The sequence below is a fragment of the Aliihoeflea sp. 40Bstr573 genome (assembly GCF_024105655.1).
Taxonomy (GTDB): domain Bacteria; phylum Pseudomonadota; class Alphaproteobacteria; order Rhizobiales; family Rhizobiaceae; genus Aliihoeflea.
Genome location: NZ_JAAAMH010000022.1, coordinates 1 through 26,565, shown reverse-complemented (window position 1 = coordinate 26,565; position 26,565 = coordinate 1). Strand labels below are relative to the sequence as shown.

The following is a 26,565-nucleotide window of genomic DNA, read 5'->3' as shown; positions in this document are numbered from 1 at the left end:
GAAGACCGCTATCGATCGTCACCGATTGGCTTCCCCGCTGCAAAGCGCCGGAACGCATCCAGCGTTTCAACGCTGACGTGATGTTCGATTCCTTCCGAATCGAGCCGTGCCGTCTCGGGGCTGATGCCAAGGGCACGAAGGAAGGATTCCACCACCTGGTGGCGGTCGCGGCACATCGCGGCGAGCCCGGCACCTTCCTCGGTTAGAAAAATGCCGCGATAGCGCTTCTGCTGGACCAGGCCCTCGGCGGCCAGACGCTTTAGCATCTTGGCTACGGTAGGCTGTGGTATCGGTCGACGGAAGGGCGCTCAACCAGCCTTGGAACGAAAGCGTCGTGATTCCCGCGGGCGAGACCATCTACCTGTCAACCGCACAGCGATATGACATCCTCATCGATACGACGTCGCGAGCGAACGCGAGCAAACGAGGGAAATTCCCCGTGACATTCGAGTTTCAGGACTGGATCAGCCGCCGACGGCAGAACGAAGGTGATGCAGCCTACGAGGGCTACGCCTTTACCACGATCTCCGTCTAGCTCTCGCGCGGCGAAAAGCCTGGAGACTCGCTTGCTCGTCAACAAGACGAAGCCAGATGTGGGCGGGAACAACCTGTGCCTCCATCGATTGGAAAGCGCGCGGCCAGGCTGCAAGAGCTTGCCTGCACGATCACGGATCTACGGAGAAACCTGCATGCATCACATGGACCCAGAGTTGAAACGTTGCATCGATGAGTGCCTGAATTGCTACGGTGTCTGCCTGTCGAACGCGATGGGGCACTGCTTGGAAATGGGCGGCCAGCACACCGAAAAGAAGCACTTCAAGCTCATGATGGCGTGCGCCGAAATTTGCCGGACCGCGGCTCATTTCATGTTGATTGGCTCCGAGCATCACAAACATCTATGTGCCGAATGCGCAGAAATATGTACGCAATGCGCAGATGATTGCGAGCGGGTCGGCGAAATGGACGAATGTGTCGAGGCCTGCCGCCGCTGCGCCGAATCCTGCCGCAGCATGGCTGCCTGATTAGCACTCCATAAGGCCTTAGCGTCTGCGGCAACGAGCCGGGGCCGCAGACGATTCATCCGGCATCAGTGAAGCTTTCGGCCAACTTTCATGACACCCCGGGGATGGAGCCTGCATGGTCGAGTCTCGTCGCTCATCCAACCGGTTGGGGCTCGACGGAAATCCGGAGCCTTGTATCGGCCTCGGATGGAGCGCCTTCCTTCAAGCCCCAGCCCTTCACGATCGCGTAGACCGCTGGGATGACGATCAACGTCAACAGCAACGATGACACCATGCCACCGAGCATGGGCACTGCGATCCGCTTTTGAGATTCCATTTTTGACTCGGCAACGACCGAAATGGGATGGCTTCCGGTCTGTCCGCTTACGGGCAATGGAGTTGGAAAGCGGCCCTTCAGTGGTCGCCGGGCTCGCAACGCAATGCGATACCCAACTCGGGGGTTCAGGCAAACGGTGCATTTACTCGTAAGCTGAGGTGCCGCCAATTCAGTATCAAGACCAGTCGGACTGCCGAGGCATTCCCAATCTGCGCTAGTTGCCACCCAAGGCATAACCCGCGCCGCGCACGGTTCGAATTACGTCCCGAGTTCCCTCAGGGTTCAGGCATTTCCTCAACCTACCGATATGGACGTCGACGGTCCTTTCGTCGATATAGACCGTATTGCCCCAAATGCTGTCGAGCAGTTGTTCGCGTGAGAAGACGCGACCCGGGGCGAGCATCAGAAACTCGAGCAGTCGATATTCCGTTGGGCCCACATGCACCTTCGCACCGGCACGAAAGACTTGGTGCTGTTCCCGGTCCAGCATCAAGTCGTCCACCGTCAGAATGCTCGCGATGACTGCAGGGTTGGCTCGACGTAGGAGCGCCCGAACGCGGGCAACCAATTCGGGAACGGAAAACGGCTTGACCATGTAATCGTCGGCACCCGTCGACAGTCCCCGTACTCGATCCATCTCTTCGCCACGCGCCGTCAGCATGATGATGGGCAACCGCTCAGTCACCGGTCGGATGCGCAAACGGCGGCAGAGTTCGATTCCCGAAAGCGACGGCAGCATCCAGTCCAATACGAGGAGATCCGGAACGGATTCGAGCAGCCTCAGCTCAGCTTCATCGCCGCGATTGACGATTTCCACGGCGTAGTTTTCGGCTTCAAGATTATATCGGATCAATTCGCATAGCGGCTCTTCGTCCTCGACTACCATGATCTTTGGTGCCATCGCCGCCATTGTTCAGCTCCCGGTATGAGTGGTTTCGTCGGTCTTGGGACGATCTGCGGGAAGCTGGCGTCCCGTAGTCATGTAGAAAGCGTTCTCGGCGATGTTCGTCGCGTGGTCGCCGATGCGTTCGAGGTTTTTGGCGCAGAATAGAAGGTGAGTGCAGGCCGTGATGTTGCGCGGATCCTCCATCATGTAAGTGAGGAGCTCGCGGAAAACGGCGGTGTACTGAATGTCGATCCGTTTGTCGTCCGCTCTCAGTGTGACGAGCGCATCAACGTCTTTGGTGACGTGGCTTCGAACGACGCCTTCAAGCTGGTCGCCGACCATCCCCGTCATGCCGGATAACGAATGTGAAAACCGACGTTGCATCGGACCTGCGCCGACAGCCCCCACACGTTTAGCGATGTTTTTCGAGAGATCGCCGATCCGTTCAAGGTCGCTTGCTATTCGGATTGAGCCGATCACTGCCCGCAAGTCTTGCGCCATAGGTTGCCTCTTGGCGATGAGAGCGACGCACCGTTCGTCTATTTCTCTCTGTCTTGCATCCATGACGACATCGTCGGATATAACGCGTTGCGCTAACGGCAGGTCAGCCTCGACCAAAGCACGCGTGGCGTCAGCAAGCATCGTTTGCGCTAAGTCTCCCATGTCGGTTATCAGAAGGTCGATTTTGGCGAGTTCGTCGTCGAACGAAGCTACAATATGCGCGGTCATCATCGGTGCTCCCTAGCGGTCAGCCAAACCGTCCGGTGACGTAGTCCTGCGTCCGCTTGTCGTTCGGTGACGTGAATATCTCGCTCGTCGGACCTTCCTCCACGAGTACGCCGAGGTGAAAGAAGGCCGTGCGTTGGGAGACGCGTGCCGCCTGCTGCATCGAGTGTGTAACGATGACGATGGTGAAGTTTTCGCGCAGTTCGTCGATGAGCTCTTCGATCTTCGCCGTTGCGATGGGATCGAGTGCGGAACAAGGCTCGTCCATTAGGATCACTTCGGGCGCGACGGCGATCGCGCGTGCAATGCAGAGTCGTTGCTGCTGTCCGCCGGAAAGACCGGTTCCGGGCTCGTGAAGCCTCTCTTTGACTTCCTCGTACAGACCGGCCTTTCGAAGGCTGTCGACCACAATCTGCTCCAGATCCGCCTTTGCGGAGGCGCGGCCGTGGATTGTAGGGCCGTAGGCGACGTTCTCGAAGATCGATTTGGGAAACGGGTTCGGTTTTTGGAATGCCATCCCCACTTGGGCGCGAAGTTCCACGACATCGATCTTCGGGTCGTAGATGCTACGGCCATCGAGCGTGATCTCGCCCTCGACGCGAGCGATGTCGATCGTGTCGTTCATTCTGTTGAGACAGCGCAGAAACGTAGACTTGCCGCAGCCGGACGGCCCAATCAAAGCCGTGACCTGGTGCTCCGGCACGGCGAGATTGACGTCGAAGAGAGCCTGCTTCGTACCGTAGAAGACGTTGACGTTCTCCCCCCGCATCTTCGGCAGGGAAGCCGGCTCGGTCGTTCTGGTTTCAGGATCAAGAGTCCACTGGGTCATGCGATTCATTCCTCGAAGCCCCCTACCATTTTCTCTCTAGTTTCGATCGCAGGTAAATGGCGATGGCATTCATGAGGATCAGGAAGCCGAGCAGGACGAGGATTGCCGCCGAGGTGCGGGAAACAAATCCGCGTTCGGGACTGTCAGCCCAGATAAAAATTTGCGTCGGCAGAGATGTCGCCGGCTCCATGATTCCGCCAGGCGGAGAGGTAAGAAAGGCGTTCATGCCGATCAGGAGCAGCGGAGCGGTCTCACCCAATGCCTGGGCCATTCCGATGATGGTTCCCGTAAGGATACCTGGGATAGCAAGCGGCAGAAGGTGATGCAGGATCACTTCATGCCGGGATGCGCCGATGCCCAGGGCGGCCTCGCGGATCGAGGGCGGCACTGCTTTGAGGGAGTTGCGCGTGACGATGATGATGGTCGGGAGTGTCATCAATGCCAAGACCAGGCCGCCGACCAGTGGGGCCGAACGCGGGAGGCCGAAGACTTGAATGAAGACGGCGAGTCCGAGCAGGCCGAAAATGATCGATGGCACCGCTGCGAGGTTGTTGATGTTGACCTCGATCAGGTCCGTCCAGCGGTTCTTGGGCGCGAATTCCTCCAGATAGATAGCGGCCGCGATGCCGACCGGAAACGAGATCACGAAGCACAGTAGCAACGCGTAGAACGAGCCAACGATCGCCCCCGCCAGACCGGCCAGTTCGGGGAAGCGGCTGTCGGCATTGAACAGAAGTGCCCAGTTCGCCTTGGCCTCGATCAGCCCGCGGTCTTCCAGCGTCTCGAAGAGAGCAATTTGCTCGTCGTTCAAACGCCTCCGGTTCTCAGGCAAATCCCTGTCGATAACGTCCTTGTATAGCTGGTCGTACGGATCCGACACGGGGACCTGGATTGAGAACGTCTTGCCGATCAAGGAAGGGTCGGAGATCACTTGGTTGCGCAACATCACCTGTGCGCCGTTCGTGACGATCCCTACCGCGTTCCGAAGCTCGGAACGACCATCGATGTCTGGAAACAGCCGCTGGACAGCGTCCGCGACGATCGCTCGGTAATTGCCTTCGGCCGGATTGTCGACCGGCACTTGTTCCGGATCGATGGCCACGTCCATCGTCACGTGTGTCTGTACGAAGGCAAGATAGCCTGTGGATACGAGCGAGGTGAGCAAGATGCCCAACAGGAGAACCGCGATGGAGATCGCCGCGATGCCGTAGAACCGCAGCCGTCGATCGGCCGCGTATCGCTTCTTGCGCAGGGAGCGTGCCGTGCCGGAGTTCCAGTCAATCCTGGCTGCCGCGCGGGTCGTCGTCGTTGGCTCTATCATCGGATTACTCATATTTCTCGCGATATCGCTGGACGATTTTTAGGGCCGCGACATTCAAACAAAGCGTGACGACGAACAGCACGAGACCGAGTGCGAAGGCCGATAGGGTCTTTGGGTTGTCGAAGGCAGTGTCGCCGATCAGCAGAGTGACGATCTGGACCGTGACGGTCGTAACGCCCTCCAGCGGATTTGCTGTAAGGTTGGCAGTCAGTCCGGCCGCCATGACGACGATCATCGTCTCGCCGATTGCCCGACTGGCCGCCAGGAGGATGCCGCCCATGATTCCGGGCAAGGCTGCCGGCACCAGAACCTTAGTGATAGTTTCCGCGGGCGTAGCGCCTAATGCAAGCGAACCGTCGCGCATGGACTGCGGCACAGCCTTGAGAGCGTCGTCCGCAAGGGATGAGATGAAGGGAATGATCATGATGCCCATCACCCCGCCTGCAACGAGCGCACTGTTGGGGGAAATGGCAATACCGAACAGCGAGCCAGTCTGTCGGACTGCCGGCGCGACGGTCAGGACTGCGAAGAAGCCGTAGACAACCGTCGGGACGCCAGCGAGGATTTCCAGGATCGGCTTGACGATGCCGCGAACTCGGCGGTTTGCGAATTCCACGAGGTAGATTGCGGACAGGAGCCCTACCGGTATGGCGACGATCAGCGCGATCGCGGCAATCAGCAATGTACCCGTAAAGACCGGAACGGCACCGAATGCACCGGTCCCAGCGACCTGGTCGGCGCGGATGGCGATCTGGGGCTCCCAATTCAGACCGAAGAAGAATTCGGTCGGCGGAACGAGCCGGAAGAACTGGATCGCTTCATAGGTCAGGGAAACGATGATCCCGAACGTCACGAGAATGGCGAGCGCAGCCGAGGAGATCATGATGATGTCGAGCGCGCGCTCGAAGCTCTGACGGGCACGGTAGCGCGGGGAAATCCGAACCCGCGCCAGGAAGAGGGCCAAGGCCATCATGCATAACGCGACAACGACCATCGCCCAATTGGCAAGGACGGTCCAACTTGCATAGCGTTCGGCAGCGGCTGCGATTTCCGGTCGCGGCTCGGCGAAAATACGACCGGCCGCAACGTTGCGGATTTCGCTGACGAACAGGGAAATCTGGGACGAGCTCGCCCCTTCCGTCAGTGAGGGTGGCAGCGATTGCACGACTAGGGTCCGCACCACTCCGTCCTGGAATAGCAACCATACCAAGACAAGGACGAGAGCGGGCAAGCCGACCCAAATGGCGGCAAACGCACCGTGATAGATTGGTCTGGAATGGACGGCCAGGCGGTCTCCGGCAACGGCAAAGCGGGTTGCGGCGGATCTTCCGACATAGAACGCGGCCAGCGAAAACAAGATGATCGTCAGGGAGAGATATCCGGTCATGGCACCCCTCGAGATGTCGCCAGCAAAGGTTGTTATCCGGGCCGCATAGCGAAACGCGGCCCGGATAACCCAGGGATACGGTTACTGCGTGTAGCGGTCGAAATGCGCACCTTCTGCCACGGTCGTCCGCGTAGTTTCACGCTGTTCGTCCGCGAGCGGGATCAGGCCCCGTTCTTCCAGATAGCCGCCCGGGCCGAACGACTCTTCCGAGACGTACTCTTCCGCGAACTCCTGCAGACCCGGGATCACCCCCCGGTGGGCATTCTTGATGTAGAAGAACAGCGGGCGCGCGACACCGTAGGATTCGTCGGCAATGGTGTCGGCATTCGGCTCGACGCCATCTACGGCGACCGCCTTCAGCGTGTCCTGGTTCTCGAACAGGAACGAGTACCCGAAGATGCCGACCGCATTGTCGTCGGCCTGGAGACGCTGGACAATGAGATTGTCGTTTTCGCCAGCTTCGACGAACGGACCGTCGGTACGCATGCGCTGGCAGACCTCTTCCATCCGCTCTTCTTCCAGAGCGGCGATGGCCTCGAAGGATTCACAGCCTTCTTCCATCACAAGCTCGACGAATGCGTCGCGCGTGCCGGATGTGGGCGGTGGGCCGAAAACGTTGATGGCGGTGTCGGGGAGCGACGCGTCGATCTCGTTCCAGCGCGTATAGGGGTTGGCGACGACTTCGCCATCGACCTCGACTTCAGCCGCGAGCGCCTGGAAAATCTGGGCCTTGGTCAGGTCCATGTCCGGACCATCCTGCGAGATGGCGATTGCGAGGCCGTCATTGCCAATAAGGACTTCGGTGATGTTGTCGACGCCGTTTGCGACGCAGGTCTCGTACTCGCCCTCGGTCATGGCACGCGAGGCACCCGTGATGTCCGGATGTTCCGTGCCGACTCCGCCGCAGAAAATCTGCATGCCACCGCCCGTGCCAGTCGATTCCAGGACCGGTGCCGTGTTGCCCATGTTGGCGAATTCTTCGGCAACCGCCTGCGTATAGGGAAACACTGTCGACGAGCCGACGATGCGGATCTGGTCGCGCGATTGAGCGTTGGCGATGCCAGCGGCCGCGCCGATTGCGATGGCGGCCACAGAGGCCGTCAAGACGAATTTGTTCATGGAGCCCACTCCTGTTCAGAATTTTCTTCTGCTGACGCCTTGCGAGGCGACGGTCTTGGAGTACCGAGTCCATGTAACAAGTGGATGACAGTTAGATTGCGGTCCGAGCGCCTTCAGCCAGCAGTGGACGGGCCAAACCTTCAGTACAGCGCTTCGAAGGATACACGATCCCCCGGCACAAGACGGTCGGTACCCGAAGGCAGCATGCAGATCGCCTCCGCGCTGCCCAAACCAAAAACGCTGGCCGACGATCCGCTGCCTGCCAAGTGCGCTAGCGGCCGTCCGTCATCGTCCTCGCCGACCAAATTGATCGGTAAGAATTCTGTCCGTCCCGTTCGCTTGGCATAGGAAAAGGCGGCAACACCTGTTCTCCATACAGGCCCGGTAGATACATGCCCGGCAATCTTTCTAAGGGCCGGCAGTGCAAATTGGCGGAACCCGACCAAGGCAGCTACCGGATTACCGGGAAGCCCCAGCACCATGAGCTTCCGGAGCCGCCCGATCTTCAAAGGCTTTCCCGGACGCATGGCAACCTTCATCACGTCGAATCGTGCGCCTGCTTCTCGCATGACGCGTGTCACATGGTCAGCCGATCCGGCGGAGACACCGCCCGTCGTGAGCAGGGCGTCGCAGGAGTCTTCCGCTTCGCGGAAGACGCGATGCAGCAATGCAGGATCGTCCGGGACGGTTCCAAGATCGACGATCTCGACCCAGGCATGGGTTGCCAGCATTCCGGACAGGAACATGCGGTTCGAGTTGTAAATCTGGCCGAACGACAAGTCCGCTCCAGGTTCGCGCAGCTCGTTTCCGGTGGAGAGCAGCCCGACCTTTATCCTTCGAAAGACAGAGACCGCAGAGTGGCCGCCAGCCGCCAGCAATGCCGCTCGACCTGCCGTCAGGGTGATGCCGGACTGTGCGAGGCTCTGGCCAAGCCTGACGTCTTCGCCGCGCCTCCGAACATTTTGCCCAGCACGAACCCGACCGAAATGCTCGATCGAATCCTCGACCTGAATGCACTGCTCCTGCACCAGGACGGCGTCGCAGCCCGTCGGCACCGACGCGCCGGTGAAGATGCGTACGGTCTCTCCGCTATCGATGCAGGAAGCGGCAGCATCGCCTGCGCGGGTCTCCGCAACGATACGGTACCGACTTGGTCCTTCGTTCGACCCGTAGGGGCCGCGAACGGCGTAGCCATCCATTGCGGAAGCGTTGAACGGAGGCAAATCCAGACGCGACGAATAATCAGCGGCGATCACGCGCCCGATCGCCGAACCCAGGTCGAGCGTTGTCGTCTGCGCGACCGCGTCGGCAGCCTCCACAGCCATTCTTCGAGCAGCATCCACGCTGACCGCCGGCGCTTTTCCAGCGGCTGCTTCGCAATCGTGGGAAGCGATTGCCGCCCGCGTATTCATTCGGTTGCCGGAACACTTTCGAGGTAAGCGATGATGTTCGACAACTCGTCATCCTTCTTCAATCCCGGGAAAACCATCCGTGTCCCTGGAACCTTCTTTTTCGGATCAGCAAGATACTCGCGCAAGGATGCCTCGTCCCAGACAAGTCCCGCGTCGGCAGCCTCGGTCATGGCGGGTGAATATTTGAAGCTCTCGACGGAGGCCGCCGGGCGGTCCAGAATCCCTTGAAGATGAGGTCCCATCTTGTTGGCTGTAGTATCGATGTTGTGGCACGCGACACAGCGGGCAAAGAGCTTCTTGCCTGCTTCCACATCTTGGGCCGTCGCTTGACCGATACCTGCTGCGAAAATCGCCGGGGCGAAAAACTTGATAAGGTATTTCATCATCTCTCCGAAATGCTGTCGAAAGGGAAACCGCCGCCGGATGATGACGGCGGTCCGAAAATCGGCCCTCAGCCCGCCCTGTATTCCTTGGATTTGAATGAGAGGTGGGCAACCGAAGCGGGGGCATCCGAAATCTTCCGAATGTCGCCCCAGGTCTGCTTGTAGTTCGGGATGTGCAGTTCATTGGTTCCGGCATTGACAACGTTGCCCTGCACGCCCGTCGGATAGCCGAACAGCATAAAGGTTTCCCCCGGCCGGGCCGAGGGCGTCGGATAGACCATCGCCTGCGTTGATCCGGCCTCATTGAAGACTTCCACGAGATCACCTTCCTTGACCCCGACCTTCGACATGTCGTCGGGATGCATTTCGATGAAGGGGAACGGCCAACGATCCATCACTAGATCATTCTCGACGTCGAGATATGCCGACTGCCAGACCAGGTTTGCCCGCCCGTTGTTGATGAGGAACGGGAACCGGTCCTTCTGTTCCTGCTTGCCAGGTGCCTGCAGTCCGCGCCATTCAGCCAGCATGAAGCGAGCCTTGCCGTCTTCCGTCCCGAATTTGCCGTCGGCGTACAACCGCTGCGTTCCGACGATCCGGCCGTTCTCATACGCTGTCGCGGGCTCCTGGAAGCCGTTGTTGCCCATCTCGCGAAGGCGCTCATAGGTGACGAATTCGCCGCCGTTTGCGTTGGCGTTGTATCCGTCCATGAACGCGTCTTCCTCGGTCCGCCAGTCGAAGCCATTGAAGTTCCCAGCGATCTCCGATTTCCCGATCTCCCCGAACACGCGCTGCATGTTGTTGGCGATGCGTGCCGCGATCAGGCAATCCGGCATGGCCTGTCCGGGCGGGTCCATATAGCGTTCGGTCAAACGCATTCGGCGCTCGCCATTCATCGAAGTCAGGTTCATTTCTCCCGAAGTCGCCGCCGGAAGGACCACATGGCATGCCTCGCCGATCTTCGTCGGGACGATGTCCACGTCCACCGCGAAGAGACCGCCGTCGTCGATCGCAGTGACGATGGCGTCAACCATTGCCTCCCGGTCGCCATAGGGGACCGCGTTCATGGCGTCCTTCACCTTGTCGGTGCGCTGCTTGTAGACCCGCTTGAATTCGGCAGCATTGAGCGTCGTCTTGTAGTGGTCGCAACCCCAGATGTGATGGACGCCGCCCTGGCCTTCTATCAGGAGGCGATCGACATAAGCGGCCGGACGTCCCACGTGACCATCGGCCGGACGGACATATCCTTCCTGATGGCCGCCAAGCCGCACTACGCCGCCTCCCGGACGACCGACATTGCCTGTCGCCAGCGCAATGTTCACCAGCGCTCCGTTAGTGCGGTAGTTGTCGTTGCCCCAGATCAACCCCTTCTCGTAGGCGAACATGGTGCGGCGTCTCGCACCACCTTCCTTGGGCTCGGCAATCCAGCTTGCGGCCTTGCGGATTTCGTCGGCGGAAATGCCGGTTATCTCTGCCGCTTCTTCCACTGTCATCCGGTTGCCGTCGCGCGCCGAGGCGAAGTTCGTCAATACTGCCGGGCGGGCGGGATCGGTGCCGTCCCCTGTGCCTAGCTCCGTCGCCGTGCTCGCATCGATGAATTCATGATCGACCCACCCGCGTTCTGCGATTTCAGTGAATATCGCGTTGAACAAGGCGAGGTCGGTGCCGGAATTGATCTGGAGATGAAGGACGTTCTCGGCTCCAGCCTCGGCCTCACAGGCCGCGACGGTGACGGTGCGGCGCGGATCGACGATGATGATGCGTCCGCGGTCGTGAGGCTCGCCCCCGAGTTGCTCGTCCTTCTTGTCCAGGGATGTGCCACGAAGGTTCGGTACCCAGTGGTTCAGGAAATAGTTGGTCTGGGTCTCAAGCGGGTTCGCGCCCACAACCATGATCGTGTCCGCGAGTTCGGCATCCTCGTAGCAGTTGTTGAGTTCGCCCACGCCCATGTCGCGCGTTCCATGGACCTCGGAATTGTAGGCCGGACGATTATGAATCCGGATGTTCTTCACCTTCATCGCGCCGAAATAGAGCTTGCCGGTGCCCCAGGTGTTTTCGTAACCGCCGCCTGCTCCGCCATGGTCGAAGGCGGAAACAAAAAGCGCGTCCTCACCCTTGTCGGCGACGACGCGGGCAGTGACGCGCGCTACCAGATCGAGGGCATCGTCCCAGGATGTCGGCTGCATCTGGCCATACCGCCAGACAAGCGGATCAGTCAGACGCTGCTGCTGGGTGGACCTCGCACGCGAGTAGCTCATTTCGGCCATGCGCGCGCCGCGCACGGATCCCAGTCCCGAGTTGACCACGCATTCCTGGTCAGGCTTGATCACGAGGTGGACGTCGCGCCCGTTCTGCTTAACGATGTTGTACATCGACGGCGAATACCAAGCGTCTGAATCGGCGTACTGCTGCTCCGCGAGGTCAACCCCGAAAACATTATCCGCCGCAGCCGTGCCGCCCTGCTTGTTGATCGGCCACGAGTAGGCGTTGTAGCCGCAACCGACGATGCAATAGTGGCAGGTGACATTCTGCCGGGTCGCATCGGCCGGGATGATCGGCAGGCGATCGATCTGTCTCTTGTATGCCATGACTTCCTCCCTCAGAGCACGTTGGACAAGCGGCCGTAGATGAGTTCATCCACGCCCTCGGCATAGATGTCGCCCTTCTCGTCCACTCGCAGTGCGTATTGCGGCAGGTTCTGGGTTGCCTGGCCCCATATCTGTTGGCCGCCAGCCTCACAGTCGAAGCGGGAATAGTGGCCGGGGCAATTGAGGGTCCGGTCATCGGCGCTGTACACCAGCGGATAGCCCTTGTGCGGGCACACCGTTGAGAACCCGACGATATCTTCGTCCGGACCCGCGCCGCCTTCGACTTTGGTTCCCAGCTTCAACAGGACGCCCGTGGCCGTATCGTCCGGGTAGGCGACGTCCAACGGTTCGTTGACCGTCAGATCGGCGACGTTTGCGAGACGGTTCGACGGGTAAACCACCCGTGCCATGGCGGGAGATGCAGTCTGCGCGACAGCATTGCCCGGAAGAGTTGCCGAGGCGGCCGCGCCCGCGGCAGCAAAAGCGCTGCCCCGCAGGAATTGCCGTCGCCCAGCGTCGATGAGTCTTTCGCAACCTGACATGGTGTCCTCCCACACTGTTCGTCGGGAAGATCACTGCATCCTGCATGCCAGATAGTGAAAGCCCGGAGATCCAACGGTTCGCGAAGCTTTTTGTCGATCCTAATGTGCAAGAAACTTAACAGTCCGTGACCGGCGATGTTCACGTTTCTGAACGTTCACGCTCTCCGATACCGTGCCTCGACATCTTGTTGAACAGTGTCGTTCGGGACACGTCGAGCAAGGTCGCAGCCTTGGATATGTGGCCGGATGTCTCACGCAAGGCGCGTTCGATCTGCCTTCGTTCTGCGGCCTCACGAGCGTCCGCCAATGGCAGGAAGTCGCCTGCTCCCTGGATTGAGGACTTTTCGGGAAAGAGGTCGCCCGGCATAATCCAGTCATCCACTGCCAAGGCGGCCGCCCGTTCGCACCGGTTCCTTAGCTCACGGACATTTCCCCGCCAGTCGTGCTCCAGGGCCATGTCCTCCGCGAGCGCACTGATACGAAACCCGGGCCCGCCACTCCGACTTGCCGCTGCGTCTAGAAACCGATCCATCAGCCAGGTGATGTCCTCGGGGCGGGATCGCAGCGGCGGGATCGAGACCGGCAAGACGGCGATCCTGAAGTAGAGGTCCTCACGGAATCCGCCGCCAATGGAAAGATCGCGATGGCTCGCTGCGACCACGCGTGCGCGGAAGGGAAGTTCCACCTCTCCGCCGACGCGCGAGAAGGAACCGGCCTCGATCAGTCGCAGGAGCTTAGCCTGCATCAAGGGCGGCATATCTCCGATCTCGTCCAAGAAAAGCGTTCCGTCTCCCGCACGCTCGGCGTACCCCAGGTGTCGCTGGACCGCGCCCGTGAACGCGCCTTTTTCGTGGCCGAACAGTTCGCTCTCGAGCAGCTCTGCGGGAATGGCGGCGCAGTTGACGGCAATGAAGGGCGCATTTGCACGCGGAGACAGGTCATGCAATAGACGGGCCGCCACTTCCTTGCCAGACCCGGTTTCACCTGTAACGAGGACCGGAAGGTCGTGCGCCGCGAACTTGCGCACCAGATCTTCGACACGTCGAATTGCAGGCGACTCGCCAAGCACGTAGGAGGTCGGCTCGCGTTGGACTTTGTTCCGGCGGTTGTTCGAAAGCCGTTGCAGGAAGTCTGGCGTCGCAAAGGGCTTCGTCATGAAGTCAACAGCCCCCGCGCGCATCAGCCGGACGGCCTGATCCAGTTCCGCAAATCCCGTAACGAACATGACTGGAGGCGCTTCCGGCTCCTTGGCGAGGCGTTCGAAGACGTCTTCACCCGTCATGTCAGGGAGGCGAATGTCGCACACGACAAGATCGAACTCTCTGGCTCTCGCCAACAATGCTGCCAAAGCGTCTGCGCCGCTCTGCCACCAGACCGTTCGATAACCTTCGATATCAAGCCGCTGGACAAGCGATCCGCCCATGACCGCGTCATCCTCGACAAGGCCGATCAACGGCCGGTCAGGCTGCATCGGCTTTCTCCTCCCGTCCAAACGGCAATTCCAGCGACACTGTCGTGTGTCCTTCCTGCGAAAACGAAATTGAGACCGATCCTTCGACCTCGTCAACCATGCGGCGCACCATCCAGAGCCCCAGCCCCCTGCCGGACTGCAGAATAGGATCAGGATTCCTGTCGGTCAGGATCACGGCCATGTCGGCCGGAATGCCTTCCCCGGCATCGATCACCTCGATGTGGATCCGTCTGGTATCCACGCCAATGTTGATCTGCACCTCGGAGCGTTCAGGCGAGGCGGCAATGGCATTCAGCACGAGGTTCAACAGAGCTTGGCGGACAGGCCCGCTCGGAATGTCTAACTCAGGGTGCCCGGCCCAGTTGAAGCTCCATTCGATACGCTGCTGTCGCCGACGCAGCTCCGGTGCCACCAAAAGGGCGATGTCATCGAAATCTATACGGGAGAGCGATCGGCCCTGTCGTTCCGGACGATAGGTGGACAGCATCGCTTCGACCACCGCCTGAATCCCTTGCAGCCCGCGTTCGATCAGGCTGATCGACGTACGGCGAACCTTTTCGCTCTCTCCATGGGTCTTGAGTGTGTCGACTGCGTTCAGGAGCCCCCCGAGGGGGTTGTTGACCTCATGCGCCATGCCAGAGGCGAGCCGCCCGAGACCAGCCACCTTCTCTTCTTCGACAAGCCGCATCGCGAGATTCTTGCGCTCGCGCTCGGCTTCGACCAGTGCGTTGTAACCCTCGAAGAGTCTCCGGGCCTCTGACGGCGTGCGACCTGCCAGTCCCTCGGAAATTGGCTTGGCGATTCCGGATGCGGCAGCACGCATATGGTCTTCCAGAATCCGCATGGGCCCGATCATCTGACGAACGATGAGGAAGCCGGCCACCCCGAAGAGAAGCGCCAGAACGCCATTGGTGAGCAACAAGGTCATGAGGATCTCGCGACGTTCCTCGAACAGATGAGAAACGTCGAAAGAGACGTGTATCGCGCCCACCGGGAGTCCCTGGTACACGAGATCCCGCCTGGCGTAGCCGACTTCCTGAGACTTTTCGATCTGGATTCCCGTGCCGACATACCGATCCAAAAAGCCTTCGGGCGGTGGTTGGAACGAGGGGATCATCGCCGGGTCGCTGGAAGCAAGGACATTGCCGTCGGTGCCGGTCACGACGGCGTCGATCGGCCTCAAAGCCTCGTAGGCATCGGCGGACCGGTCGAGCGCGTCGAACGTTTCCCAGACGTCCTGCCGCAACACCGCAGGCAAAACCGTCGACGACAGACCATCCAGGTAGGTGCTGGCCAGTCCTTGAATGTGGCTTTCCTGCGTTCTCGACAAACGATCGAGAACACGCTCCGACAGGACGGCGCTGATCGCGACCATCAACAGCGCCACGATGAACGGCACTTTGTAGGTGACAGGTATCTCTCGCCAACGAGCGATCAACCGAACCTCCGGTAGGTTGCGAACTTCGTTGCGATCGCGTCAAACTCCGCAGGATCGCAATGGGCGAATCCATCGAGTTGGAGTTGGGACAGGATCGACGCCGCTTCAGGGTCGTCAGCCATGGCCAGGAGTACATCGCGAAAGTCACGAACCCGTTTGTCGTCTTGCAATCCCCTCGAAGTTGCCAGCGGAGGGAAAGCAAGCCACTCCGATTTGCGCAAGACCTGCGTCTGGTCGACCAGCGCCGGTTCGGTTGCCCGCATGACCTCCCAGACATAACCGTCGACGCTCCCCGACGTGCAAAGGCCTGCAGCGACAGCGCGGATCACGTTGCGATGGCCGTAAGTGAAGATTGTCCGCGGGAAGAAGTCCTGTTCGCGAAGGCCGCTCTCGGCGAGCAGGGCTTGGGTGACGAGGTAGCCGGAATTGGAATCCGGATCCGAGAAGGCATGGACGTCGCCGCGCAGGTCCGTCCAGTCATCAACCGGGCGACCGGCCGGCACGATCAGATAGGACTGATAAAGTGACCGGCCGCGCCATACCGGAGCCGCAAGAAGCTCGAGTTCTTCGCGATACTGGACGTAAGGATAGCCGCAAATCCAGGCTGCATCGATCTGCCCGGAAACGACGAGTGCCGTGATCTCCTGATAGGTGCGGCGGGTGACGAGCTCCACGTCAGTCCCGAGCCTCGCCGCAAAGTAGCTGCGGAGGCGTTCCGTGACCTCGAGATCGTTCGACAAGAAGACGGGCGTCAGGCCGAAGCGGAACGGCGTCGAACCCGCGTGGGCCGTGCGAGGAAATAGCGCCGCAGCGCTCGTCATTTGCAGGAACTCGCGACGCTTCATTCGGACCTCCAGCTTGCAGATTACCGCTTAGGAACGTCGCGCGCCAAGGCTCATCCTCGGGTTTGCCAAGCCGCGAACCAGAATCCCGCGCACAGGGTCACTGAACCTGCGAAGATTGCGACCAGAACGGTCCCGTATCCGCCGCTCGCCTGCCAGATGAGCGCAGCAGTCAAGGGTGCCAGCGCCGTCATGATGTTCATCGGCCCGACCAGGGAGCCGTTGACTGCGCCATATCCCTCCCGCGAAATCATCTCCGGCACGGCCATTCCGCGCACGATTGTAATCATCCCGTTCGCAGCGCCGTAAAAGGCCGCCACGGCAGCAATAGTCGTAACCTCCGGAGGTGCGAACGCGAAGCCGATCACAGCGAGCGGGAAGACGACGACGATGATCGAGCCCAGTCTGCGAACTGGTGCCTCGGCTGCGAATGCGCGGACGAGAATGCGCCCGACAACCTGCGCGGGACCGATGACCGCCAGAACGATCACTGTGCCAGCGGAATCCAGCCCTCTCTCAAGCAGCAGCGGGAACAAGTGGTAGGTGAGCGAGGCGAAAGCGGCCGCATAGGATACCCATGCGATCAACAATCCCCAGTATGCAGGCTTCCTCATCGCCGCTGCAACGGCCGACCTGCCGGTCGGCGGCGATTGGCCTTCCGGATCGACGGCACGGATTATGGCATCGCGGGACGGATCGATAGCGAGGAAGTAGAGCCCGCCACAGACAACGACGTTGACCGCCGCCATCGCCAGCAGCGCGCCCCGCCATCCATACCACTCGATGGTCATCTGGATTGCGGGAATGAATACAGTGCTCGCGAAGCCGCCCCACAAGGTGAGTGCCGTGATTCCCTTGCGGGCGTTGAGCGGTCCGACGCGGCGCGCGATCACTGCGAAGGCGGGCTCGTAGAGCGTCGCGGCCTGCATGCATCCCAGTGCCGCCAGGACCAGATAGAACATCGTCAGGCCCTGCACCTGCGACCAAGCCACCATGAGAATCCCTGCCGCCACCGAAGCACCGGCCATCAGGCTACGTCCGTGGCCGCGGTCAATTGCGGCACCGACGGGATATGCGGCCAACCCGGCGAGCAGCATTCCCACCGTCGCGGCACCGTAGAGCGTCGGCTTGGACCATCCCAGATCGGCGCGCATGGCTTCCGCGATCAGGGGGAAACCGTAGAAGAGCGTGCCCCATGAGCAGATTTGCGCAATACCGAGCGCGCTGATGAACCAGCCGGTCGGTTCCGGCACTGGCGCGCCCTTCATGGGCAGCAACCGACCGCATTTTTGGTGCGGGACGGTATTGCGATACTGCAGCCGCAGCCCGACTGACCTGCCGCTTTCGCGGCGGCGTCGTCCGCACAACAAGTATCCACGGCTACGGCGGGTTCACCACAGCACTGCGTGGACGCCGGGTTGTCGGCAGGCACGCCGCAAACCCCGGTTTCGGGCAAGATAAGCCTGACATCGCGTGCCGCCTCGTGATCTCCCACCAGGTCTGCAACCACGGACCGAACCTGCTCATATCCCGTAGTCATTAGAAATGTTGGTGCCCGACCATAGGACTTCGACCCGACGATCGTAAGGCCGAGTTCGGGATGGCGCAGTTCCGCGACCCCATGGGGACGGACGGTTCCGCAGGAATGAACGTTGGGATCGATCAATGGAGCCAGTGCGGGCGGGGCCTCCACGACAGGGTCGAGCCCGATGCGCAGTTCACGCAGCAACGAGAAGTCGGGACGGAACCCGGTCGCGACGACGATCTGATCGACGACGAGGGTATAGGGCTTGCCCCCAAGTATCGCTTCTAACTGCAGCCCATTGCCGATGCGTGCGATACGCTCGGCCGAGAACGGAGCCAACAAGGTAACCCGCCCAGCATCGATTGCCCGTTTTGCGGCCAGACCAAGAGCGCCTCGTTCAGGCAGCTGATCGTTCAATCCGCCGCCAATCAACTTTTCGACGCGATTGCGGCGAAGGGCCCAGAAGATTTCCGTATTCGGAGCGTGATTCTGGAGTTCGACAAGGGACATCGCGGTGCTGATGGCCGAATGGCCGTTTCCGACAATCAGGACCCGGCGTCCGGCATACGCTTGGCGATTCCGCCCAAGCACATCTGGAATTCCGTAGGCGATGCGGTTTGCGTTCTCGAGTTCCCCATCGACCGGGAGCCCATCGACGCCGATCGGATTGGGACGGCTCCACGTACCCGACGCATCGATAACGGCCTGTGCGAGGAACGAACGCGCCCCACCCTGCGAAGTGTAGCGGACGACGAACGGGGCGGCTTCGCGTCCACTGCTGGACATCAGATCGTGGCCGCGCCGCGTTATTCCGGTGACTTCGGAACCCCGGTGAAGGCCCGCGGCGATTGGTGCCGTCAGTGCGATCGGGCGCAGGTAGCAGTCGACGATCTCCCGACCGGTGGGATAGGCATCGGGATCAGGATGGACCCAGCCTTCATTTTCCAGCAAACGCTTCGCAGCTTGGTCGATATTGTACCGCCAAGGCGAAAACACCCTCACATGGCCCCACTCAAGCATCGACGCCCCGACATCCTCGCCGCGCTCGAAGATGACCGGTTTCAATCCGCGCTCGACGAGATGGGCAGCGGCCGCAAGCCCGACCGGTCCGGCACCGATGATCGCGACTGGAAAATCCAACATAGCGGCCGTCCTCATTTGGTTATTCTCGAAATTTCGAAATAGCACGGTAAAAAAATTAAGCCTCGGATTTCAATCGTCGCGACGCCAATACCGGAGGACATGATCCATCTGCGCAGCATTCATCCGCCAGATACCCTATCAAAGCCTGCATTGCCGGATATTGCGCGCGACAGATGAGTGTCGTTGCCTGCCGTTCTTGCGTGACCAGACCGGTATCGACAAGCCTCTTGCAGTGATGCGAAAGCGTCGATGCCGGGATCTTGATCTTATCCTGGATGCTGCCTACGGGCAGTCCTTCGGCCCCCGCCCTGACGAGGATCCGGTAGATGTTGAGACGCGTCGGATTGCCGAGCGCCTCCAGTTGCCGTGCTGCTTGATCGAGGTTCATGGCCAAAGCCTATGCGGGCAAAATGGCACCGTCAAATGAATTTCGATTATCATCGAATTAGCATTCGTCAATGCGATCCTTGATTAACCCGCCTAGAAACCTCGGCGGCGGTTTCAACGCGCTCGGAATAACGATCCGTCAGATAGTCGGTACGATCCCGCAAGAGGAGCGTGAACTTCACCAGTTCCTCCATGACGTCGACGATGCGGTTGTAATAGGCAGATGGTTTCATGCGGCCGCTATCGTCGAACTCATTGAAAGCTTTTGCGACCGAGGACTGATTGGGGATGGTAAACATCCGCATCCACCGGCCGAGAACGCGCAGTTGGTTGACCGCGTTGAAGCTCTGCGAGCCGCCGCATACCTGCATGACCGCCAGCGTTCGGCCCTGAGTTGGCCGGACGCCACCCAACGAGAGCGGAAGCCAGTCGATCTGGGCTTTCATTATTCCCGTCATGGAGCCGTGACGTTCGGGCGAGCACCAGACCTGGCCCTCCGACCAAAGTGACAGGTCACGCAGTTCCTTTACCTTGGGATGATCGGGCGAGGTCGAATCCGGGAGCGGTAGTCCGGATGGATTGAAGATCCGAACCTCAGCGCCGAGGCGTCTCAAGATGCGGGCAGCCTCTTCAGTCGCAAGCCGCGAGAAGGATCTCTCACGCAAGGACCCATAGAGCATCAGGATACGAGGGGCATGACTTGATGCTCCCCCGCCGAACAGGGCATCCCGGTCGATGCCCTTGAACTCAGCGGCGGAGATGTTGGGCAGATCGTCAATTTCGATATGGTTGCGGGGCAACACTGATTCCTATTATTCGATATAACTAGAATTATAGATATTCATGCATCGCCGTGCCGTCAACCCCAGCAACTTCCGCGAGGCCATACGTCAGATGGTTGACCCGGCATAACATTTCCCATATTCGGGAAATATGGAAACGAGTCGAGCAGTCTCGCGTTTTGCCGCGTTGGGCCATCCCGGCCGTATGGGGGTATTCCGCCTCCTCATGCGGTTCGTCCCACACGGAATGCGGCCTACGGAGATCGGGGCTGAACTGGGTCTCAAGCCCAACACGTTGTCGCACTACCTTTCCGAACTCTTCGAACAAGGCCTGGTGTCGGTTGAAAGAAGCGGCCGGTCGCTATTCTACTCCGTAGATCTCGCGGCAACCGAGAACCTGGTCCAATTTCTCGTCGACGATTGTTGTCGAGGACGGCCGGATTTGTGCGGACCGATTACGAAAGGGAAGCGGCGGCGATCGGATGACAGGTTGAATGTGCTGTTTCTGTGCTCGGGGAACTCCGCCCGCTCGATCTGCGCGGAAGTGCTTCTGCGCGACATTGGCGGAAAGCGGTTTCGGTCATTCTCGGCCGGCACCTCGCCTACGGGCCGTATCCATTCCGGAACGCTCGCTATCCTTGGCCGCAACGGACACGAAACGTCGGGATTGGCCTCCAAGAGTGTGAGGACGCTGGTCGACGGCCCGCCTATGGACATCGTGCTGACCGTTTGCGACCGCGCGGCAGTCGCGGACAGCATCCCCCACAAAGGTCGACCTGTTGCTTCCTATTGGGGCGTACCGGACCCGGTCGGCCGCCCCGATGAGAACGAGGCTTTCCGGGAAACCTACGCGACACTACGGCGACGAATAGAAGTTTTTTCAGACCTCCCCTTTGACGCGCTCGAAGCGCGTGACCTCCAACGACAACTTGACCGGATCGGAACCCTATCCTCATGACACGCATCGCATTGAACGGTCTTGGCCGGATCGGGAAGCTCGTTCTGAGGGATTTGATCGACAACGGCTCCGGAGGCGACATCGTTCTTCTGAACGATGCAACTGGAGATGCGGAGCAACATGCGCTGCTCATGGAATTCGACAGCATCCACGGAAGATGGCAACGTGAAATCGGCCATGATGCCGACAGCTTGACCTTCGGCGGCAAACGCATTCGCCTCGCTCGCGAACGAACGATCGAGGCGCTTCCACTGGCTGAACTCGGCGTCGACGTGGTGATCGACTGCACTGGCGTATTCAAGACCGCCGCGAAGGTGCAACCATATAGAACCGGCGGTGCGAAGAAGGTGATTGTATCAGCCCCGGTCAAAGACGGCGGCGCACTCAATCTCGTTTACGGAATCAATCATGAGCTCTACGAACCTGACCGCCACTGGCTGGTGACGGCGGCGAGTTGTACGACCAACTGCCTTGCCCCAGTGGTGAAGGTCGTTCACGAAAATCTCGGGATCCGTCACGGATCGATCACGACGATCCACGACGTCACAAACACCCAGACGATAGTTGACCGTCCGGCCAAGGACATGCGGCGCGCCCGCTCCGCCTTGACGAATCTCATTCCGACGACGACCGGCAGCGCAACGGCAATCACGCTTATCTACCCCGAGCTGAAGGGCCGTCTCAACGGCCACGCTGTTCGCGTACCCTTGCTGAACGCTTCACTGACTGATTGCGTCTTCGAGCTTGAGCGAGCCACGACGGCAGAAGAGGTCAATGAATTGTTCAAGGCTGCGGCTAGAGGGCCGCTGAAGAACATCTTGGGCTTCGAAGAGCGTCCCCTTGTAAGCAGCGACTTCACCAACGATCCCCGCTCGGCTGTGATCGACGGCCCATCGACCATGGTGATCAACGGCACGCAGCTTAAAATCTATGCATGGTACGACAATGAATGGGGCTATGCCTGCCGTCTTGCCGATATCGTCCGCATGATAGCGGGTGCGCTGTGAGTGCCACCCGCCCTATGCGCGCCTATGTTGCCGTCACGGCCTCCTACTGGGCATTCATGCTGTCGGACGGCGCATTGCGCATGCTGGTGTTGCTTCATTTCAATGGCCTCGGCTTCACGCCGATCCAGCTCGCCTGGCTGTTCCTCTTATACGAAGTAGCCGGGATCGTGACCAATCTATACGCGGGCTGGCTGGCCGCGCGGTTCGGATTAGCCGCTACGCTCTACGGCGGGCTTGCGTTGCAAATCGCGGCATTGGCGGCGCTTGCGCAACTCGATCCGACATGGAGTGTCGTCGCATCCGTTGTGTTTGTCATGGCAGTCCAAGGTATTTCCGGCGTCGCGAAGGACCTTGCCAAAATGTCCTCGAAATCCGCGGTCAAGCTGCTCGCGCCCCAAGGGGATGGCACGTTATTCCGCTGGGTTGCACTGCTGACCGGCTCGAAGAATGCGGTAAAGGGTCTAGGATTTTTTCTAGGTGCTGCTTTGCTGGCTCTGGCGGGGTTCGAAACGGCCATATGGGGAATGGCCGCGATTTTGCTCGCCATTTTGATTGCGGTCGCCCTCTTCCTGCCGGCAGGGCTGCCCGCCAAGGACAAAGGAGCGAAGTTCTCTGCCTGGCGTTCGCCGGATCAGCGCGTCAACCGACTTTCCCTCGCCCGCATGTTCCTGTTCGCGGCCCGCGACGTCTGGTTCGTGGTTGGCGTGCCGATCTATTTCCAAGCCGTCCTGTCGGACGGCACCGAGGAAGGGCGACGTTGGGCCTTTTTCGTGATCGGTGGCTTCCTCGCTGCGTGGATCATTATATACGGAGCGGTCCAGGCTTCGGCTCCCCGCATTCTGAAGGCCGCGAGTCTCGATGAAAATGCAGTTGCCAGGAAAGCCATCTGGTGGGCCGGTGTGCTGGTTCCTATCCCATTCATTTTGGCTGCGACCGCGTTTGCTTCGGGCAATCCGTCTCCTTGGTTGACGGCCTTCCTTATCGGCGGACTGTTCGTGTTCGGCTTCGTGTTCGCTATCAACTCGGCCGTTCACTCGTTCCTGATCCTCGCCTACGGCGACGCCAGTCGGATCACCCGCGATGTCGGATTCTACTACATGGCTAACGCCGCCGGACGCCTTCTTGGGACGCTTTTGTCTGGCATCAGCTATCAGATGGGCGGACTGACTTTATGCCTGGCAACGGCAGGCACCATGGCGGGCCTAAGCTGGTGGGCGGCTCGGCGATTGGACGTTGATTCCGGGCGGAAAACTGAGCTGGGGGTGGCATAGCAAACGCTGGATTTATGCTGAAGGTAGCTGCAGACGCTACGGTTTGCATTTCCTCGGTTGCCAACGCTACGTCCGCCCATACGGGATAAACAGTTGCAGATTTGGGGACTCGTGCCCTCAGCGCAGACTTAGGTGTTTAAGGGCAGCTTTCGGGACGCCGCCGATGCGAGCTAAATGACCACAATGGGGTCGACTCCTGTCGGTCCACGGGCAGTGTGCGCTGCGCACGCCGGAATGGCTCGGCGGGGTGGGAAGCGGACCAGCAGCTTCAAGGGTCATATTGCAGAAGGCGGACGCCTCACTCACCGAAACAGCGCAACCGGCACTTTGCATAAGCGGATCATCTCCGCTGTCGTGGAACCGATAATCATCGCGCGGATGCGTGAGTGACCGTAAGCTCCCATGACGAGAAGGTCGATGCTGTCGCGATCCACAAAGCCCGAGATCGCTTTTTCAACTTGGCCAGGAACTATTTCGGCCGATGCGTTATGCCCGCCTGCCTTGAGGATGGCCTTCGCGTCCTCCAGCCGCCGACCCAGGTCGGTGCTCTCGCTTCCCACGGTCAGCAGTCGGATATCGAGTCCCGAGAACAGCGGCGCTCGCGCAATATGATCGACCGCCTTCATCGCACTCGGCCCACCATCATAAGCAATGAGAACCTTTTCGATCGGGCGGAATGCTCGTGCGGCGACAAAGACCGGTTTCGTCGCAGATCGCGCGATGCGCTCAAGATTGGAGCCCAGGTGCAATTTGGCGAAATCTGCAGCCTCCCCGCGCTTGCCTATGACGATGCCGCGCGAATCCGACTCGGCTGCCGCGACCTCTTCCAGGAGATCGCCATGGCGAAGCCGTGAAGTTACGTTCTCGACGCCAGCGGAGCGGAGAATTTCTTCGGCGTCTTCGAGGATGGCACGGCCACGCTTCCGAGCCAGCTTGGAACGCTGCTCGTCGAGGCTCGACAGTTCTTCCAGCAGGGCCGTGCGAGCGCCAAGTGCGATCGAGCCGGACAGGTCCGAACTCGCCGTTTCCCTCCGGCCGAGAACGTGTAGGAGTTCGATGGGCGCACCAGTGCGCCGCGAAATCCAAGCGGCGTTGTCGCAAACGCTCTTGGAATAGATCGAGCCGTCGATCAGGGCGATGAGTTTTTCGGTCATTCGTATGTCCCTTTCCTCAATGCGCCATCAGTTTGTCGAGCGCGCCGGGCTTGTCGTGAATGGCGAGCTGGTCGACGATGGTCTCGCTCGCCGCATTCATGCCGACGATTTCCACCTCGGCTCCATCCCGGCGGAACTTCAGTACCGCCATGTCGAGCGCGGCCACGCTGGAAATGTCCCAGATATGCGCGCCCGACACGTCGATGGTGACCTTTTCGAGCACCTCCTTGAAATCGAAAGCGGCCATAAAATCTTCCGCCGATGCGAAAAAGAGCTGGCCTTCGACGACGTAGATCCGATGACGCGCGTCGGCGCTGAGGCTGGATGAGACGCGAAAGAGCTGCGCGATCTTCCAGGCAAAGAAGATGCCTGACAGAAGAACGCCGTTCAGCACGCCATAGGCCAGATTGTGGGTGACGACGACGGTGACGACCGTCGCCAGCATGACGATGGAGGAGGACCGGGGATGATCCCTCAGGTTGAGGATCGAAGACCATGAAAATGTGCCGATCGAAACCATGATCATAATCGCCACGAGCGCAGCCATCGGAATCCGACTTACGAGATCGCCCAGAACCAGGATCATGAACAGGAGGAAGACGCCAGCGGCAAAGGTCGACAGTCGTCCGCGTCCGCCCGACTTCACGTTGATGATCGACTGACCGATCATCGCGCAGCCGGCCATGCCGCCGATGAAGCCAGTCGCCGTGTTGGCGATGCCCTGGCCGATGCATTCCTGATGCCGGTCCGATGGCGTGTCGGTGAGGTCATCAACGATCTGTGCCGTCATCAAGGATTCGAGTAGGCCCACGACGGCGACCGCTGCCGAATAGGGCAAGATGATCAGCAAGGTATCGACGGTCAGTGGAATGTCCGGGATCAGGAAGATGGGAAGAGTGGACGGCAACTCGCCCATGTCACCGACCGTGCGGACGTCGAAGCCGAACAGGATGGCGACCGAGGTTAGGACGATGATGCAGACGAGTGGCGACGGGACCGCCTTTGTCACATAGGGAAAGAGATAGATGATCACGAGGCCGGCTGCGACCATCACATAGGTCAGGTTCGGCACGCCGACGAGTTCGGGAATCTGCGCCATGAAGATCAGGATCGCCAAGGCGTTGACGAAGCCTGTCAACACCGAGCGCGAAACGAAGCGCATTACCGAGCCCAGTCTCAGGAAGCCTGCGGCGATCTGCAGAAGCCCCGCTAGCACCGTTGCGGCGAGCAGATATTCCAGGCCGTGATCGCGGACCAGCGTGATCATGAGAACGGCGGTTGCGGCTGTTGCTGCCGAGATCATGCCGGGGCGACCGCCCACGAAGGCGATGAGGACGGCGATCGAGAAGGAGGCATAAAGGCCGACCTTGGGATCAACGCCGGCGATGATCGAAAATGCGATGGCTTCGGGAATGAGCGCAAGTGCAACGACCAGCCCGGAGAGCAGGTCACCGCGCACATTCCCGAACCATTGCGCGCGGTAAGCGGACAAGGAGGTCATGAAGTTCCAGATGAGAAAAACCAAACCAGCGGCCCTGACATAGGAGGGTCGCACCGGGAGAACGGTATTTGATTCAGTTGTCCGGCGGATCGGCGGCCGGAAGAGCCACCCGGATTTGCACCGGGTCCTGATGGATGGCGCTCTTTAGCCTATGACCAAGGAAACACGCAACACCCGCGTGGCGGGCCGTGAAGCGAGAGGTCTGCTGTCGGTTGACGGTAACGTTGTCGGCTATGTCGCGAAGGGGGTCGCTTCCAGCCAAACAGCTATGCGTCCCCTTCGTGAGCTGCGAACGGCTAGACCGGGGTGGTTTTTTGCTTGCCCGCTTCTGGACGATCAATCTGGTAAAACGGTCGTTCATTCGCCCCCGAATCTGGGCAGCAACACGCCCCAGTAGAGGTCTACTTGGTGGTTGCCTCGGGAATGAAGCTGAATCGCCCCGGGTTTGCCGGAGGCCGTTTGAATTAAGTTACGCTGCCATGTCTGGCTGCTCCAGCATGGCGTAGTAGCGTTCCTCGGCTTCGGCCGGCGGGATGTTGCCGATAGGCTCCAGCA

Annotated in this window: 23 protein-coding genes, 1 pseudogene and 1 other annotated feature; of the genes and pseudogenes, 4 read left to right on the top strand and 20 right to left on the bottom strand. The window is 60.1% G+C overall.

The genetic code is table 11. From position 1 onward, the window contains the following. Nucleotides 1-8: 8 nt before the first annotated feature. Nucleotides 9-299: pseudogene (locus tag GTK01_RS18175) on the bottom strand (iron dependent repressor, metal binding and dimerization domain protein); the annotation flags it as partial. 390 nt (nucleotides 300-689) lie between these two features. On the opposite strand from GTK01_RS18175, the gene GTK01_RS18170 reads away from it, so the two are divergent. Beyond that, nucleotides 690-1,022: a four-helix bundle copper-binding protein gene (locus tag GTK01_RS18170; RefSeq protein ID WP_024587337.1), complete on the top strand. Its 333-nt coding sequence runs from the start codon at nucleotides 690-692 to the stop codon at nucleotides 1,020-1,022. Nucleotides 1,023-1,552: 530 nt separating this feature from the next. On the opposite strand, the gene phoB is transcribed toward GTK01_RS18170, so the two are convergent. The 17 genes from phoB to arsH form a co-directional block, all read right to left on the bottom strand. After that, nucleotides 1,553-2,239, bottom strand: a complete 687-nt coding sequence (gene phoB, locus GTK01_RS18165; protein WP_024587335.1) for a phosphate regulon transcriptional regulator PhoB — start codon at nucleotides 2,237-2,239, stop codon at nucleotides 1,553-1,555. A gap of 12 nt (nucleotides 2,240-2,251) precedes the next feature. Next, nucleotides 2,252-2,953 carry a phosphate signaling complex protein PhoU gene (phoU, locus tag GTK01_RS18160; protein ID WP_024587334.1) on the bottom strand — a complete coding sequence of 234 codons (702 nt, stop codon included), beginning with the start codon at nucleotides 2,951-2,953 and terminating at the stop codon, nucleotides 2,252-2,254. 19 nt (nucleotides 2,954-2,972) lie between these two features. Further along, a complete protein-coding gene (gene pstB, locus GTK01_RS18155) occupies nucleotides 2,973-3,779 on the bottom strand; it encodes a phosphate ABC transporter ATP-binding protein PstB (protein ID WP_371924392.1) in 807 nt (268 codons plus the stop codon). 22 nt (nucleotides 3,780-3,801) lie between these two features. Next, on the bottom strand, nucleotides 3,802-5,100 hold the full coding sequence (gene pstA / locus GTK01_RS18150; protein WP_024587332.1) for a phosphate ABC transporter permease PstA: 1,299 nt from the start codon (nucleotides 5,098-5,100) through the stop codon (nucleotides 3,802-3,804). Nucleotides 5,101-5,104: 4 nt separating this feature from the next. Beyond that, nucleotides 5,105-6,487: a phosphate ABC transporter permease subunit PstC gene (pstC, locus tag GTK01_RS18145; protein WP_252928728.1), complete on the bottom strand. Its 1,383-nt coding sequence runs from the start codon at nucleotides 6,485-6,487 to the stop codon at nucleotides 5,105-5,107. A gap of 81 nt (nucleotides 6,488-6,568) precedes the next feature. Continuing rightward, nucleotides 6,569-7,606, bottom strand: a complete 1,038-nt coding sequence (locus GTK01_RS18140; protein ID WP_024587330.1) for a substrate-binding domain-containing protein — start codon at nucleotides 7,604-7,606, stop codon at nucleotides 6,569-6,571. Between the two features lie 140 nt (nucleotides 7,607-7,746). Next, the gene (gene glp / locus GTK01_RS18135) at nucleotides 7,747-9,018 is read right to left on the bottom strand and encodes a gephyrin-like molybdotransferase Glp (protein WP_024587329.1); all 1,272 of its coding nucleotides are present in this window, start codon (nucleotides 9,016-9,018) and stop codon (nucleotides 7,747-7,749) included. After that, nucleotides 9,015-9,401 carry a cytochrome c family protein gene (locus tag GTK01_RS18130; RefSeq protein ID WP_024587328.1) on the bottom strand — a complete coding sequence of 129 codons (387 nt, stop codon included), beginning with the start codon at nucleotides 9,399-9,401 and terminating at the stop codon, nucleotides 9,015-9,017. The genes glp and GTK01_RS18130 overlap by 4 nt, the downstream gene beginning before the upstream one ends. A gap of 68 nt (nucleotides 9,402-9,469) precedes the next feature. Next, the gene (locus tag GTK01_RS18125; protein WP_024587327.1) at nucleotides 9,470-11,989 is read right to left on the bottom strand and encodes an arsenate reductase (azurin) large subunit; all 2,520 of its coding nucleotides are present in this window, start codon (nucleotides 11,987-11,989) and stop codon (nucleotides 9,470-9,472) included. An 11-nt stretch (nucleotides 11,990-12,000) separates the two neighbouring features. Continuing rightward, nucleotides 12,001-12,531 carry an arsenate reductase (azurin) small subunit gene (locus GTK01_RS18120; protein WP_024587326.1) on the bottom strand — a complete coding sequence of 177 codons (531 nt, stop codon included), beginning with the start codon at nucleotides 12,529-12,531 and terminating at the stop codon, nucleotides 12,001-12,003. Nucleotides 12,532-12,670: 139 nt separating this feature from the next. Then, a complete protein-coding gene (locus GTK01_RS18115) occupies nucleotides 12,671-14,002 on the bottom strand; it encodes a sigma-54 dependent transcriptional regulator (RefSeq protein WP_024587325.1) in 1,332 nt (443 codons plus the stop codon). After that, nucleotides 13,992-15,440 carry a sensor histidine kinase gene (locus GTK01_RS18110; RefSeq protein ID WP_252928726.1) on the bottom strand — a complete coding sequence of 483 codons (1,449 nt, stop codon included), beginning with the start codon at nucleotides 15,438-15,440 and terminating at the stop codon, nucleotides 13,992-13,994. The genes GTK01_RS18115 and GTK01_RS18110 overlap by 11 nt, the downstream gene beginning before the upstream one ends. After that, nucleotides 15,437-16,285, bottom strand: coding sequence for a PhnD/SsuA/transferrin family substrate-binding protein (locus GTK01_RS18105; protein ID WP_024587323.1), 849 nt, complete (start codon nucleotides 16,283-16,285; stop codon nucleotides 15,437-15,439). The genes GTK01_RS18110 and GTK01_RS18105 overlap by 4 nt, the downstream gene beginning before the upstream one ends. Nucleotides 16,286-16,335: 50 nt before the next feature. After that, nucleotides 16,336-17,550 (bottom strand): MFS transporter, encoded by a 1,215-nt coding sequence (locus GTK01_RS18100; RefSeq protein WP_029660412.1) that lies wholly within the window; start codon nucleotides 17,548-17,550, stop codon nucleotides 16,336-16,338. Then, nucleotides 17,547-18,950, bottom strand: a complete 1,404-nt coding sequence (locus GTK01_RS18095) for an FAD-dependent oxidoreductase (protein WP_024587322.1) — start codon at nucleotides 18,948-18,950, stop codon at nucleotides 17,547-17,549. The genes GTK01_RS18100 and GTK01_RS18095 overlap by 4 nt, the downstream gene beginning before the upstream one ends. A 55-nt stretch (nucleotides 18,951-19,005) precedes the next feature. Continuing rightward, nucleotides 19,006-19,338 carry a helix-turn-helix transcriptional regulator gene (locus GTK01_RS18090; RefSeq protein ID WP_024587321.1) on the bottom strand — a complete coding sequence of 111 codons (333 nt, stop codon included), beginning with the start codon at nucleotides 19,336-19,338 and terminating at the stop codon, nucleotides 19,006-19,008. Between the two features lie 67 nt (nucleotides 19,339-19,405). Next, a complete protein-coding gene (arsH, locus tag GTK01_RS18085; protein WP_256483952.1) occupies nucleotides 19,406-20,137 on the bottom strand; it encodes an arsenical resistance protein ArsH in 732 nt (243 codons plus the stop codon). 478 nt (nucleotides 20,138-20,615) lie between these two features. On the opposite strand from arsH, the gene GTK01_RS18080 reads away from it, so the two are divergent. Genes GTK01_RS18080 through arsJ form a run of 3 tightly spaced genes read left to right on the top strand, consistent with a single transcriptional unit; the run spans nucleotide 20,616 to nucleotide 23,355 of the window. Then, a complete protein-coding gene (locus GTK01_RS18080) occupies nucleotides 20,616-21,077 on the top strand; it encodes a low molecular weight phosphatase family protein (RefSeq protein WP_244437420.1) in 462 nt (153 codons plus the stop codon). Next, a complete protein-coding gene (locus GTK01_RS18075; protein ID WP_024587318.1) occupies nucleotides 21,074-22,084 on the top strand; it encodes an ArsJ-associated glyceraldehyde-3-phosphate dehydrogenase in 1,011 nt (336 codons plus the stop codon). Before GTK01_RS18080 ends, GTK01_RS18075 begins: the two co-directional genes overlap by 4 nt. A 14-nt stretch (nucleotides 22,085-22,098) precedes the next feature. Then, nucleotides 22,099-23,355 carry an organoarsenical effux MFS transporter ArsJ gene (gene arsJ, locus GTK01_RS18070; RefSeq protein WP_029660409.1) on the top strand — a complete coding sequence of 419 codons (1,257 nt, stop codon included), beginning with the start codon at nucleotides 22,099-22,101 and terminating at the stop codon, nucleotides 23,353-23,355. A gap of 302 nt (nucleotides 23,356-23,657) precedes the next feature. Here the strand turns inward: arsJ and GTK01_RS18065 are convergent, their stop codons facing one another. Next, complete coding sequence (locus GTK01_RS18065; RefSeq protein WP_024587316.1) at nucleotides 23,658-24,509, bottom strand: universal stress protein; 852 nt, start codon at nucleotides 24,507-24,509, stop codon at nucleotides 23,658-23,660. 16 nt (nucleotides 24,510-24,525) lie between these two features. After that, a complete protein-coding gene (locus GTK01_RS18060; RefSeq protein WP_024587315.1) occupies nucleotides 24,526-26,010 on the bottom strand; it encodes a SulP family inorganic anion transporter in 1,485 nt (494 codons plus the stop codon). 75 nt (nucleotides 26,011-26,085) lie between these two features. Further along, nucleotides 26,086-26,141, bottom strand: a sequence feature (sul1 is cis-regulatory element that is thought to sense ions involved in sulfur or methionine metabolism; They are found in Alphaproteobacteria). Nucleotides 26,142-26,565 lie beyond the last annotated feature (424 nt).

Coding starts and splice junctions, on each gene's coding strand:
- GTK01_RS18090 (WP_024587321.1), bottom strand. CDS start 19,338: ATGAACCTCGATCAAGCAGCACGGCAACTGGAGGCGCTCGGCAATCCG.
- GTK01_RS18065 (WP_024587316.1), bottom strand. CDS start 24,509: ATGACCGAAAAACTCATCGCCCTGATCGACGGCTCGATCTATTCCAAG.
- GTK01_RS18060 (WP_024587315.1), bottom strand. CDS start 26,010: ATGACCTCCTTGTCCGCTTACCGCGCGCAATGGTTCGGGAATGTGCGC.
- arsJ (WP_029660409.1), top strand. CDS start 22,099: ATGCGCGCCTATGTTGCCGTCACGGCCTCCTACTGGGCATTCATGCTG.
- pstB (WP_371924392.1), bottom strand. CDS start 3,779: ATGACCCAGTGGACTCTTGATCCTGAAACCAGAACGACCGAGCCGGCT.
- GTK01_RS18170 (WP_024587337.1), top strand. CDS start 690: ATGCATCACATGGACCCAGAGTTGAAACGTTGCATCGATGAGTGCCTG.
- GTK01_RS18100 (WP_029660412.1), bottom strand. CDS start 17,550: ATGAAGGGCGCGCCAGTGCCGGAACCGACCGGCTGGTTCATCAGCGCG.
- GTK01_RS18120 (WP_024587326.1), bottom strand. CDS start 12,531: ATGTCAGGTTGCGAAAGACTCATCGACGCTGGGCGACGGCAATTCCTG.
- phoB (WP_024587335.1), bottom strand. CDS start 2,239: ATGGCACCAAAGATCATGGTAGTCGAGGACGAAGAGCCGCTATGCGAA.
- GTK01_RS18125 (WP_024587327.1), bottom strand. CDS start 11,989: ATGGCATACAAGAGACAGATCGATCGCCTGCCGATCATCCCGGCCGAT.
- GTK01_RS18140 (WP_024587330.1), bottom strand. CDS start 7,606: ATGAACAAATTCGTCTTGACGGCCTCTGTGGCCGCCATCGCAATCGGC.
- pstC (WP_252928728.1), bottom strand. CDS start 6,487: ATGACCGGATATCTCTCCCTGACGATCATCTTGTTTTCGCTGGCCGCG.
- phoU (WP_024587334.1), bottom strand. CDS start 2,953: ATGACCGCGCATATTGTAGCTTCGTTCGACGACGAACTCGCCAAAATC.
- pstA (WP_024587332.1), bottom strand. CDS start 5,100: ATGATAGAGCCAACGACGACGACCCGCGCGGCAGCCAGGATTGACTGG.
- GTK01_RS18095 (WP_024587322.1), bottom strand. CDS start 18,950: ATGTTGGATTTTCCAGTCGCGATCATCGGTGCCGGACCGGTCGGGCTT.
- GTK01_RS18075 (WP_024587318.1), top strand. CDS start 21,074: ATGACACGCATCGCATTGAACGGTCTTGGCCGGATCGGGAAGCTCGTT.
- glp (WP_024587329.1), bottom strand. CDS start 9,018: ATGAATACGCGGGCGGCAATCGCTTCCCACGATTGCGAAGCAGCCGCT.
- GTK01_RS18105 (WP_024587323.1), bottom strand. CDS start 16,285: ATGAAGCGTCGCGAGTTCCTGCAAATGACGAGCGCTGCGGCGCTATTT.
- GTK01_RS18130 (WP_024587328.1), bottom strand. CDS start 9,401: ATGAAATACCTTATCAAGTTTTTCGCCCCGGCGATTTTCGCAGCAGGT.
- GTK01_RS18115 (WP_024587325.1), bottom strand. CDS start 14,002: ATGCAGCCTGACCGGCCGTTGATCGGCCTTGTCGAGGATGACGCGGTC.